Source organism: Coleofasciculus sp. H7-2 (assembly GCF_042747725.1).
Lineage (GTDB): Bacteria > Cyanobacteriota > Cyanobacteriia > Cyanobacteriales > FACHB-T130 > FACHB-T130.
The window spans coordinates 31,068-43,632 of sequence record NZ_JBHZGO010000016.1; the positions used below are offsets into that span (position 1 = coordinate 31,068).

Annotated in this window: 11 protein-coding genes and 1 pseudogene; 2 read left to right on the forward strand and 10 right to left on the reverse strand. The window is 41.1% G+C overall.

The features are described 5' to 3' along the window. Positions 1–437 precede the first annotated feature (437 nt). Positions 438–926: a hypothetical protein gene (locus ACFW2W_RS02780; RefSeq protein WP_378173029.1), complete on the reverse strand. Its 489-nt coding sequence runs from the start codon at positions 924–926 to the stop codon at positions 438–440. Positions 927–985: 59 nt separating this feature from the next. Next, complete coding sequence (locus ACFW2W_RS02785) at positions 986–1,678, reverse strand: hypothetical protein (protein WP_378173032.1); 693 nt, start codon at positions 1,676–1,678, stop codon at positions 986–988. A 218-nt stretch (positions 1,679–1,896) separates the two neighbouring features. Between ACFW2W_RS02785 and ACFW2W_RS02790 the strand changes: the two genes are divergently transcribed. Continuing rightward, complete coding sequence (locus ACFW2W_RS02790) at positions 1,897–3,255, forward strand: NB-ARC domain-containing protein (protein WP_378173035.1); 1,359 nt, start codon at positions 1,897–1,899, stop codon at positions 3,253–3,255. 15 nt (positions 3,256–3,270) lie between these two features. Here the strand turns inward: ACFW2W_RS02790 and ACFW2W_RS02795 are convergent, their stop codons facing one another. The 4 genes from ACFW2W_RS02795 to ACFW2W_RS02810 form a co-directional block, all read right to left on the reverse strand. Then, a complete protein-coding gene (locus tag ACFW2W_RS02795; protein ID WP_378173037.1) occupies positions 3,271–3,918 on the reverse strand; it encodes a Uma2 family endonuclease in 648 nt (215 codons plus the stop codon). A gap of 86 nt (positions 3,919–4,004) precedes the next feature. Beyond that, positions 4,005–4,457, reverse strand: coding sequence for a DUF29 domain-containing protein (locus ACFW2W_RS02800; protein WP_378173040.1), 453 nt, complete (start codon positions 4,455–4,457; stop codon positions 4,005–4,007). 61 nt (positions 4,458–4,518) lie between these two features. After that, entirely contained in the window at positions 4,519–7,158 is a 2,640-nt protein-coding gene (gene acnB, locus ACFW2W_RS02805) for a bifunctional aconitate hydratase 2/2-methylisocitrate dehydratase (RefSeq protein ID WP_378173043.1), read from the reverse strand. Positions 7,159–7,594: 436 nt separating this feature from the next. Further along, positions 7,595–8,023, reverse strand: coding sequence for a DUF4278 domain-containing protein (locus tag ACFW2W_RS02810; protein WP_378173045.1), 429 nt, complete (start codon positions 8,021–8,023; stop codon positions 7,595–7,597). Positions 8,024–8,456: 433 nt separating this feature from the next. Here ACFW2W_RS02810 and ACFW2W_RS02815 point away from each other — a divergent pair, with 433 nt between their 5' ends. Beyond that, the gene (locus ACFW2W_RS02815; protein ID WP_378173048.1) at positions 8,457–9,101 is read left to right on the forward strand and encodes a hypothetical protein; all 645 of its coding nucleotides are present in this window, start codon (positions 8,457–8,459) and stop codon (positions 9,099–9,101) included. Positions 9,102–9,107: 6 nt separating this feature from the next. Here the strand turns inward: ACFW2W_RS02815 and ACFW2W_RS02820 are convergent, their stop codons facing one another. The 4 genes and pseudogenes from ACFW2W_RS02820 to ACFW2W_RS02835 form a co-directional block, all read right to left on the reverse strand. Then, a complete protein-coding gene (locus tag ACFW2W_RS02820) occupies positions 9,108–10,568 on the reverse strand; it encodes a DUF1802 family protein (protein ID WP_378173051.1) in 1,461 nt (486 codons plus the stop codon). 8 nt (positions 10,569–10,576) lie between these two features. Beyond that, the gene (locus ACFW2W_RS02825; protein ID WP_378173053.1) at positions 10,577–11,221 is read right to left on the reverse strand and encodes a Uma2 family endonuclease; all 645 of its coding nucleotides are present in this window, start codon (positions 11,219–11,221) and stop codon (positions 10,577–10,579) included. 29 nt (positions 11,222–11,250) lie between these two features. Next, the gene (locus ACFW2W_RS02830) at positions 11,251–12,378 is read right to left on the reverse strand and encodes a hypothetical protein (protein ID WP_378173056.1); all 1,128 of its coding nucleotides are present in this window, start codon (positions 12,376–12,378) and stop codon (positions 11,251–11,253) included. A 94-nt stretch (positions 12,379–12,472) separates the two neighbouring features. Next, a pseudogene (locus ACFW2W_RS02835) lies at positions 12,473–12,565 on the reverse strand (IS5/IS1182 family transposase); the annotation flags it as partial.

Genomic DNA, 12,565 nt, shown 5'->3' on the forward strand with positions numbered 1-12,565 from the left:
TCAAATACAAGATCGAACCCCTAGCCCATTCCTTTGTAGAGAATGGGATAGGGGTTTTATACAAAAGCGGAAAAATGAAAATAATTCTTGAAGATCATCAAAATTGACGAAGAATTCGGATAAATATCAGCCTTGCAATTGTAGTTTCTCCCAAACTATCGCCACTTTGTATGAAGACACCCTGCTTTCCTGCAAGGGAAGGCGGTTGGGGGTTAGGTTTTTTGGCGATAGGCGGAGGATGCGATCGCACCCGAAAAACGCAGATTATACGAAAAGGCGATCGCTCCCATCGCACCTCATCCAACCTCTACCAAAAATTGCTATACTCAACCATAGTCTGTAGAGTGCGTCAGATAGTCAAATTAATTATCTCATCGATAACTTTTTGGGGTTGATGAAAACTATGAGATAAGCGATCGCACTATTTATTTTTTTCTTTATGGTATTTGTCTTGGTCTTTTTTCCCCTTCGTTTAAGGATATTTGAGTCCAGCTACCATCATTTTTATTTAAAACATAAGCAGCTAAATTCTGATTGTTATTGTCACGAACCACCATCTTTACTTTCCCATTTTCTTCGATCACATGATGATGTACATTTTTAATATTTCCAGATAATGGTGTTACGATAACTCCCTCTTTGTGGTCTTCTATCTTCACAGAAATTTGCTCGCCAGTAGGCATTGTATATCCAACTATGGTTTCCTTAATTTTCTGACCAGTGTTACTATTCATCCACTGTATAGCATCACTTACTGAAGTCATGGGGATTGGTGGCAGTTCCCGACCAGAAGCTGTCTCTCTGATAAGCAGTAGTCCCCTATGTGTGTCCCACATAAAATCATACGTTCCCGGCTTACATCCAGGTATTTTCTGAAGAATTGGACTATTTGCGGTAATATTACGAGTAATCCAACGATCTTTCATGGTTTTTGTGATAAATAAAGTAGATATTTTACACTTGAGATCAAATCTAAAAGTCAAGATTAGCCCTCAAGAAGCAATTCAAGAAGCATAATAGCTAACTCTTCCATTTCTTCTTCTGTTAGTATATTTTCTAGCAATGTTCCTGGATTTTCTCTTAATTTCAGAAGAATCCGATCGCGGATGGATAAAGATTCAAGACGTTCTCTTTTTTCTTGTTCTGCAAGTTGCTCTCGTTGAATGCTATTTAATTCTTCTCGCTGTTGCTGAATAAGTCGTTTTTCGTACTCATCTAGGAATTTTTTGGACTGCTGCCGCTTAACCTCTCGCCGAATTTTATCTTTAGCTTCTTTTGGATTTATTTTTCTATGTCTGTATTGATGAGAGTTTTTTATTTCTGGTAGTCTAACTCCTCCAATTCCTAGAACAAAGCCGACGACCAAAAAAGCAAACCCGAAACCTATAACTAAATAAGTTAAAATTGGAAATAACAACCAGTACCAACCCGGATATTCAGTATTACGTCCCCGAATAGAATCTAGTCCTAGACCGAACAGACCAGATAAACAAACCACAATGGGCATTGCTATTAATGCTCCAACTTCTATGGTTTGTCCTAAACTTAAAGCTATGATAGTTCCGACTAATGCTAAAATTAACCCCAAGCTAATCCAACTGTAAAATACTCTTGCTCCAAAACTGAACCTTTCAGTCATGGGACCTGGAGTCACAAAAGTAAGAATTTTGTCAAACATAAATAATCATGCTGTCTTTTAATTGACTGTCGAAAATGAAATACTTTTACTTTATTCTTATAAGAGTTTAAATCGTCTTGTCTGATTACTGCCACCTGAAAATACTTGATTTTCTTCCCTTTTTTGTTTCAAAATATAACATAAACCCTTTATAACCCTTGATAATCTTGTCTGAGACTAAGCTATAATGGCTAAAAGTCATACTAAGTCTAGTTCCTATGACTGTAACAGAAGTTTTACAATTGGTGGATCAGCTGGTCTTCAAGCACACAGGAAACCACCTCAATAACTTACAAAAGAATGTAGTTGAAGGAATTTGGCAAGGTAAAACTTACGGCGAAATTGCAAAAGAGTTTGGTTATAATAATGAAAATCATATCGGCAATGTTAGCCGTGAGTTATATAAAATTTTATCTGAACAGTCAGGAGAAGATGTTAATAAGTCTAATTTTTGTTGGACACTAGAAAGATTAGCTAATTCTTTTAATCCATCTAATTCATCACAACAGCAAGTAGGTTTAATTAATAGCCATATTAATCTTTGTTCCAATAGTCATAAACATGATTCTAAAAATACTGAATCAAGTTATTCCAAAAAATCTTATCAAGATTTAACCCTAGCCCCAAAAATCACTTATTTTTGCGATCGCATAACCGAACTTCAAACCTTGTCTCATTGGTTAACTCATCAAAACACTCGATTAATCTCAGTTTTAGGATTAAGTGGAATTGGTAAAACAACCCTAGTTAAACAGTTTATTGATCTAAATTTACAACAATTTGATGTAATCATCTGGAAAAGCATCAAATTATCTCCTTTAGATGGCATTATTACTGAAATTTTAACAGTTGTTAATACCGATACTATTGAGTCAAACAATAAATTAACTCAAGTTTTCCATCTTTTACGTCAGAAAAGATGTTTAATTATCTTTGATGATCTGCAAGAATTATTTACCAGTGGACAATTTGCAGGACAGTACAAAACTGAATACAAAGACTATAAGAATTTTTTCACAATGATGACAGAAATTGAGCATCAAAGTAGTTTGATTTTAATTAGCCAAGAACAATGCCAAGAAATGATCTGCTTAGATGAAGAATTGTATCCTGTTAAATGCTTAGAGGTACAGGGTTTAGATAATACCGAAATCCTTAAAAAGCTGGGATTAAAAGATGAGGAAAGCTGGTTAACACTGATTAATTTATATGAAGGAAATCCAGTTTATTTAAAAGATATCGCTAGTTTAATAAAAAATATTTTTTTGGGTAAAGTGTCTGAGTTTTTAAGTGAAAATACCTTGCTTTTGACGGAAGATATTAAATTTCGGTTCAATGAATTATTCGACCAATTATCAGCAATAGAGCAACAAATTGTTTTAAACTTAAGTAAATCTAATCAACCTATGTCCAGAGAAGATTTAAGACAAGGTTTATCATTATCGTCAATGGATTTGATTAATGGATTACAATCTTTGAAAAAACGCTATTTACTCAGAACAACAGAGGAAGAGAAAATTTTGTTTAATTTATCTCCCATTTTTCGAGAATATATTAATACTTTAAGTATTGGATAAGAATCGGCTGAAATTTTACGATTCTGTAATTTGTTCTCGTACCCAAGTTCTAAAAGCTCTCATTGTCTTATTCCTACCAACAGTCTTTACCTGACTTAAATATTGAGGAATCACCTCAATAAGTGGTAAATTAGGAAAATTTAGACTAAAGGCTGACTTGATATACTTTCTATCTTGTAATACATTAATTTGTAACTTCCCTTTTTCAAATCGCCAAAGCTCAGGCACTCCTAAAGCTTCATAAATCATTGGATGAGTGCGAGAAGTTATATCTATCTCTAAGACTAAATCTGGAGGTGGATCGATGGATAAGTCTAATCTTTCTTTTCCTCTTACTGCTGCTTCATTTTGAATATAGAAACAGTTATCAGGTTCTATCCCTTTCAGCATATCCTGGTTTTTAAAAGTAGTAGAACCAAGAGGATAAAAATCAATATCTAGTTCTTCTAGAAGAATTTCCACAAAATTGGTGATAAACAGTTTGCTGATTTCATGCTCTGGCAAGGGTGTCATGATTTCTAATATTCCATTGTCATAAGCTACTCTTGAGGCACGATGTTCTCCTAACTCTTCTAAAATGGTTTCAAATTCTTGCCAGGTTATATCCTCTAGAAAAACTTTATGACCAGGCGGGATATTAAATCGCTTTAATTCCAACAGCATCTTTAAACCTCATTTTCATTGTCAGAAATTTCAGGCACCATCACAGTTTTGCCTCTCCATTGTAGGGTAATGTCCATTTGAATTTATCAATCTAAAAAACTATATTTCAAAGTTTCTTCGGGAGTAAAAGGTGATTCTTTAGGTAAATAATTTAATTTAATCCCTGTTTCATCGGATGCTTTCAGACGAGCTTTTTGATAACAATCATCAAACACTTCTGAAATTAGAGGTTGCAAACTGGGACTGTCTTCTAGTAATCCTTCAATACAAATACGCTGTTCGGTGATGGTGCTGCGCCAACTTTCGCTCCGTTTCTCAGGCTGATATTGCCATTTAAGCAGGTGCATTAAAAGAACAATTAAACAATTTTTTAACTCTCTTTTTTCACTTCTGCCTATACTTTCAATTTCTTCAATTAAACTAATAATATCTATATCCTTGATTTTACCTTCTTTTAACTGTTGAGCAGTGGTTTTTATCCACAGATAAAAGTCTTGTTCGTAGAGACTATTTGAGGTGGAAAGCGATGGGCTTATCATAACCTAATCTCCTTTTATTCATTAGTTGATTAAGGTGGGCAAAGCCCACCCTACAGTTATTCTACCGTAATGCACCTGATGGAATACCCAAAATATCCTCAATATTGGGCATATCTTCCAAGGAAATCACGCGACCTTCATCCTCAAAATTAGCGATTTGATCGAAGTTGAGATAGCGATATAAATCACTAGCAAAAGGATGAATCTTCTTCGCCACAATGTCCATGTATTCTTGCACTGTGGGAATGCGACCTAACATCGCACAAACTGCTGCTAATTCAGCAGAACCGAGATAAACTCGCGCATCTTTGCCCATGCGATTATTGAAGTTGCGAGTGGAAGTAGAAAACACGGTTGTACCGTCATCCACACGCGCCTGATTTCCCATACAGAGACTGCATCCCGGCATTTCTGTTCTGGCACCTGCTGCATCAAATACACCATAAACACCTTCTTCTTTTAGTTGGTGTTCATCCATCCGGGTTGGGGGACAAATCCAGAGGCGGGTTTTAACTGCTGCTTCGCCTTCCAGCACCTTCGCGGTGGCGCGATAATGACCAATATTCGTCATACAAGAACCGACGAATACTTCCTGCACCGGATCGTTAGCAACTTCAGACAGCAACTTAACATTATCTGGGTCATTGGGTGCGGCGACGATTGGTTCCTTGATTTCGTTCAAGTCAATCTCAATAATTTCCGCATACTCTGCATCTGAATCGGCTTCCATTAATACGGGATTTGCCAACCATTCTTCCATTTTTGCCACGCGACGCATGATGGTACGGGCATCTTGATAACCCCGCGCTACCAGATTTTTCAATAGCGCTACGTTGGAACGCAGATATTCGGAAACTGTGTCGATACTTAACTTAATTGTGCAGCCTGCACAAGAACGTTCGGCGCTGGCATCGGTGAGTTCAAAAGCTTGCTCAACTTTTAAATTTGGCAAGCCTTCAATTTCCATGATTCGCCCGGAGAAGATGTTTTTCTTGTTCTGCTTCTCTGCTGTTAGCAGACCTTTTTGAATGGCAATATATGGAATCGCGTTCACGATATCCCGCAGCGTCACACCGGGTTGCAACTCGCCTTTGAACCGCACTAAGACCGACTCTGGCATATCCAAAGGCATCACGCCCAAAGCTGCTGCAAAGGCAACTAAGCCGGAACCTGCGGGGAAGGAAATTCCCAAGGGGAAGCGGGTGTGGGAGTCGCCACCAGTTCCCACGGTATCGGGTAGCAGCATCCGGTTCAGCCAAGAATGGATAATGCCATCGCCGGGACGCAAGGCGACGCCGCTGCGAGAGGCAAAGAAATCGGGCAGTTCGTGGTGGGTTTTGATGTCAACTGGCTTCGGATAAGCGGCGGTGTGGCAGAAACTCTGCATCACCAAATCTGCACTAAAGCCGAGACAGGCGAGTTCTTTCAACTCGTCGCGGGTCATGGGGCCGGTGGTATCTTGAGAACCAACAGTTGTCATCATCGGTTCGCAGGAAGTGCCGGGACGCACACCATTTAGTCCGCAGGCTTTGCCTACCATCTTCTGCGCTAGGGTAAATCCTTTGCCGGTATCAATGGGGGGTCGAGGACGGATGAAGATTGGACTTGGTTCGACTAATCCGAGTGCAATTCTGGTTTTATCGGTGAGGGTGCGTCCAATCAGGAGGGGAATGCGTCCGCCTGCGCGGACTTCGTCGGTGATGGTGTCGGGTTTGAGGCTGAAGGTGGATATTACCTCGCCAGTTTCGTTGGTAATTTCACCTTTGTAAGGATAAATGGTAATTACCATGCCGGTTTCCATCTGGGTGACATCGCACTGGATGGGTAATGCACCGGCATCTTCAGCGGTGTTGAAGAAAATCGGCGCGATCGCATTCCCTAATATATATCCCCCAGCCCGTTTATTCGGTACGAAGGGTATATCGTGCCCAATGTGCCACAACACGGAGTTTATCGCCGATTTCCGGGAAGAACCCGTTCCCACGACATCCCCTACATACGCCACGGGATGTCCTTTTTTCTTTAACTCGACAATCGTTTCCAAACTTCCCGGTTGCCGAGATTCCAGCATCGCCAAGGCGTGCAAGGGAATATCCGGGCGGGTTGTGGCGTGCTGTGCAGGGGATAAATCGTCGGTGTTTGTCTCTCCGGGCACCTTGAAAACGGTGACGGTAATGGCTTCTGGCAGGGTGGGGCGACTGGTAAACCACTCCGCCGCCGCCCAAGCGTCAATGACTTGCTTGGCGTAGGAATTAGTCTGGGATAATTCCAAGACATCGTGGAAGGCATCATACACCAGCATGATTTTGCTGAGGGCAGTTGCTGCTGAGGCAGCCAATTTTTCATCGTCAGATTTGAGCAAATCTATCAACGATTGCACGTTGTAACCACCTACCATTGTTCCCAGCAGTTCTACTGCATAGATGGGGGTAACTAGAGGGCTAATGGTGTCGCCTTTGGCTACAGCGGTGAGAAAGCCAGCTTTGACGTAAGCAGCCGGATCGACGCCTGGGGGAATGCGATGCGCTAAGAGCGCTACCGCTTCGCTACCGCGCAGCAATTCCAACAACGTCTCTTCTTCACCCGCTGGAGGATTTTTCAGCAATTCGCACAATTGAGAAGTCTGTTGGGCATCCAACGGCAGTGGCCCAATTCCGAGTGCCGCCCTTTCAGCGACGTGTTGACGATAAGATTCAAGCATTTTCAAGTCTCCTAATCTCAGCAAAATTTGGCGGCGGTAGCGCTTTTGTGTTCTCAATCGGGAGGATGCGATTCACACGCTTTTTGCCCTCGATAGTTAAAAGTCAACACAAGGCATGGCGCTACTGCTTAAGTCGCAGAGCCACTTTATTAATTATTGTGAAAAAATGGAATAAAATTTGTAGGATTCGCTGCAACTACCCTTACCTGTAACGGTTTATCTGGCTGAATACATTGCCATAAAAAAAAGGGCGATCGCTCTCTATCGCCCACGTAGCTTTATAAACCAGGAATCCGTCGTCTTCAGCTATGAAGATTTCGTGCTTAGATAAAATTTTACACCTTAAGGGGGATGAGTGCGATCTTTGACGCTTTGCGGATTCTGGCTGCAATTACTCCTGGCTCAAACGCTAGCGCCACCAGACTTACGGAAACTCCTAGAGGCACAATGTCAGTTGCTTCGACTCTGCTTCCAGAAGGCGAATTAGATTTTCGTCACCTTTAGCTTTAGCGACCTGTAGCCGATGTTCCAGGCTGCGGTGGATATTGGCTAGGTGACTTTTAGCCGCGTTATCCAACACTTTTTGACGATTTGTATCGGTTGGCAATTTCCGATCGCTTAGAGGTGCCATCCCTTCAGATAAGAAATTTTGCCTCTGTAGAGCATCCCTAGTGGTTCCGGTTTTGCCGATGAAGTAGGGGACTCCCCGATAGTTCAAGTTAACAATCGCATCGGGAACTACAATATGTCTGGGATATGCAATGTTGTAAGTCTGTCCCCGATACTTACCCACAATCTCGCTTTCGGTTACTTCCAGCGTGGGTGAAGTTTTTTCGTAGCTGACGCCGCGATAAGAGAGTTTCATAAGTTTCGCCTCCGATTGAGTTTCCTGAGTATTTGTTACTAAGCAAGGCACGTTCCTTTGGGATCGCGCTCTACTTCTATTCCCCAGAGCCACTGACGGCTATGAATACTCAGTCAGTGGTGAACAAGTTAAATTATTTCTGTATCTATTTTTACATTTTTCTCTTTAAAGTGTCAATTTTTAAGAGATTTTAAGAAAATCTTTTGAGCGATCGCGGGGAAATCGTCCAACTTCCTCCACAGGCTGCTGATGCCAATTGCTTTGCCTGATTCAGTTGCCGGGAGAAGCGACAAGCGGCTATAAAAATAAGGAAACAATCAATGGATATTTAACGACACTAAAAACAGTCAATAACCCTCTATCGGAAGTATTAAACCTCGTCTACTTCCTAAGAAGGATAAACAACTCGGTTTTAGTGGTGCCAGGAAAAATTATGAAACCCAAAAGCTTTTCTGTGTTACAAATTGTAATCAAAAGAACCGCCATGCTGCTAATTGCGGCTTTCGTACTGGTTGTGGTTTTTGTGAATCGGGCGAATGCAAACGGGGCAGAGTTTCTGGTAAGTAACGGCAATAATTTTGATGTCAATGCAATTCAATTTAAGCGGGTTGAATATGTTGGGCAATGTCCGGGAACCGCGATGAATCCGGGCACAAGAAAAGCTCAGTTTGTTTCCAAATCAACTCCACCCGCACCTAAAAGGAAAGTGACAATTCGCAATGTGACTCAGGGTATGAAGAGTAATCCTTATCCATACACAACCAGAGGTTACAGTGAAGGGCAATATTCTCAAGGCGTTGATTTAAGCTTGGGAAATAGCCATGAAACTCGAACTTTTGCAGTTTTAGAAGGCGAAAATAAGTTTGAGTATGAAATTAAAGAAGGAGAAAATATGCTCGAACAAGGCACTTTTACTGCGGAAGTTTCTGTAAAAGATGTCGGAGTTTTTCCCCGCGATACCATTTGTGAGGAAAAATTAGAATGTCGCAATGATGGAGACTGTTACGACAGAAATGGAAAGAAGAGAGGAAGTCGCCAAAGATGCTATACAACTAATACCTGCCATTGTCCTGGCTGATGAGACTTATGCAGCTGGCAAGTCACGGAGGAAATAGAAGCGATCGCTTCCCCAATCCTTCCCCTTAATTCGCCCCAAATATCCCGTCAATGGTGAGGAAAGCTCAATCAAAATATCGTGCATTTCCTCAGTTTTTAATGGCTGAGGCGGATTAGAACTAAAATATGCGCCATGTAAAGCTTCGACTCCAGCATTATCTAAACCTGTGTTTTGCAGGTAATTTTTTACAAGCTGGACTAGATGCGATCGCAATCTAATCTCTTTTTCAACTTGAGCAATGTATTTCTCAACTTCATCATCAGATTGTCCCGGCTTCAGATAATCTTTCAGCTTAAACAAGTCTACTGAGTTACGATGCTTACTTTGCAGTTTTACCAGTTTCTCAAGTGTTTCAGGGTTAATAATCGCCATACCTTGTATTATTGCGGCATCATTGAGTTGGGTAGTTGGTTCGCCGGGACCAATGATTAATTTAGCAGCTTGCTGAAATAGTTCTTTGCTTTGCAGGCGTAGCATTCCCAAATTCAACAGTTGCACTGCGGTTGGGTTGGGAATCTTTCTCCCGGCTTTACATTCCCCAACCAAAGGATAGGGTTGCGAACAGAAGACATCTACACCACCAGCGCCGCCTTTGTGGAAATAGTCAACTGTAAAGCCTAAAAATTCAAGGCTGTTACGGACTACAATCTCAAAATCAGTTCCAGCTTGATAGTTACTTGTGCCTTCATTTTCTTTACTACGATTGCCTAAGTCAGCAATTGTGTTTATCCAATCTAAATCGGGATCGGATTGTCGTAGGTGTAAGGATTCAGTCCAACCCAGAAAAATTTTGATGTCTCGATCTAGTTCTTTACCGGTTAGGTTGTTGATAGATAACTGCGCGATCGCATTCTGCAACTCTTCCAATTCGGGATGCGGTGGCGGTAGTCGATGTTCTAGCTGGTGGCGTTGTTGAGTGAAGACGCGATCGCTCAAAACTGGTTTATCTTCAAAAACAGCTTGTAAAGGTGAAAAATGTACAAACTGCCCTTTAGAATCTACTGGAGCTTCAATCGGCTGAGTTAGAGGATAAACGCGCAAATAAGTCAGAAAAATATAAGGACGTTTCGAGAGAATTTGCTGCAATGCTTCTGTTGTCCAAATTGTCAACTGCGACAAAGCTCCTAACGCTTCAGAATTATCTATAATTTGGCACAATTCGCACTTAGCCCAAGCTTTAATTGTGACTGTTTCAGAATTTAACTGAGCAAATGCAGTTTGAGCAATAGACAAAAAATTGGAGCGATAATATTGCTCAGTTGGTAGCAAGTTAATCGAAGCATCCGTAGGATAAAGAGCAAATTTTCGCCCCGGATCAATGAATGTCCGAGGCATCGCTGCGATCGCTCTTCCTTGAATTAATGCTTCAATGTCTGGCGCAGGTAGTTTTAGGGCAGTATCAAGATTGACAGAATTGGCTAGCAGCATACTTCATCTTACGGTTGAAATTGAGTTAATAACCAAGCCACAACTTGAGAATGTGCCATTTGACGACTGCGCCGCAAAGTCTCTTCTAATACTGCCATCTCTAACCCTGGTAATATTTGAGATTGAGTAATTCTTCTACTACCACCACTAGAGATTATTTCAAAAGCGATTATTTCGGCTTGTTGCACATCAACTATCCAGTATTCCGCTACTTTTATATCTTCATAAAGCAAGCGTTTTTCGCCTTTGTCATCAGCTAGGGTACTATCAGAAATTTCAATAGCTATATCTGGCGGTGGAGTAATGTCAAGATTAGCGATCGCTGTTCCTGTTGGTACCATTTGCGCCCGTTCTCCGATGTAGTAAGATACATCGGGTTGGCACTCTCGAACACCTGTTTTGCGGTAGCTACAGTTATCCAAGCAATTCAGTGGGATGCCTTTGAGAGCGGCGAATAAGGTGACAGCAATAGCAATAATCCCATTATCTTTTGCATGATCGGGACCTACTGACATAGTTTCAATCCTCATTCGTCCATTGTAGTAGTAGCCTTTAGCTTTTTGATAAGCTGGGTCTTCAATGGTTTGGATAAATTCATCCCATGTAGCTACAACCCAAGTATCAGTCGGTAGTTTTGTCCGTATGGTACTCATAGATTTGTCCGCAGCGATATTGTGTGGATTTATGCAACACTATCTTCATCAACTAAGCCACTAGGAACTTCACCAGAAGGATCGCTTAAAATCTCATTAACAAGGTAATTCTCAGATGCTAATTTTTTATGGACAATGAAGTCAAAAATTTGCTCTTCTGTCAGTTCGTAATCGTCACGACCCTCATAGACAAATAGAATAGCTAAAAGAGGCTTGATATTGTCACCTGTAAGCTTCACCCATTCGCCGCCTAACATCGGAGATAGAAGTTGGCTCAAATATTCTTGAGCTTTAGTTGCAGTGGAGCTAATTTCTTTAGCTCGAACCAGGCAACCACGAGTCAGGTTGAACTTTTTGTACTCGATTAGACGCTTCAATCCTGCTTGTACTCCAATACCGCTAGCTTGCTGAATAACTCCCACCCCAATTTTGACCGTTTTTCCGTTTTCATTACCTATGATTTTGAAGTCAATGTAACCTCTGTCTGCGCCTTTAGCTTCAACTTCTACAATGTCCTCAACTTTGACTTTCTCTATAGTCTGTCCAATCACGGTGTCGAAGCCCAACCGCAGAGCCTTAGCAAGTGTAGTCTTATCTTCCAGTAAGGCTGCTATACACCCATCTAGCGCTGCAAGCTCTTTATTAAAGGCAGCTTCAACCGGATGAGTCGGAGGTGTTTCTATGCCTGTAGATCCATTTTTCTCATTTACCTCAAAATGCCCTGCACACCATTGGAGAACTTTCCGAACAGGCGGCTTTTCTTTACTTAATTCTCTCAGTTGGCTTTCGACAAATGGATAGACAGGATGCGGGGGGACTAAATTTATCGATTCATAAAACTCTTTGAGCCATAGGGTTACTAGCTCAACAATAGAATCACTATCCATAGGTTGTAACTCGATTGGCTCTTTCGTCGTTGTTGAAACCCGATAAGGTATGCCACCCGGAAGCGGCTTAATTTTTATTTTCCAGATATCGGGAATCATAACGGTTAGAATAACAACTCCCCGGCTACCACTGGCTAAATTAAGACTTTCAAACAAATTGCTAACTAATTCAGATGCAACTACTTGTGCTTTTGTATAACCCCCTTCGTTGAATTCAACTCCCTCTAGCTGGTCAAAACAAATGGTCAGCGCACTATAATCGCTGATCAAACTTAAGATTTGCAATACGGTATCAAAGGCATTGGCTTCTCGATCTTCTTTATCAATGTTAGAGGATGTTTTAAAAGTCAGAGAGAGCTAAAAATTATGCAAGCCGTCGAATCATGATCCGAATCATGGCAACATAGATGAATGTTTCTGAAGTTTCGGGTAGTCGTTCATAATCCTTACTTAAACG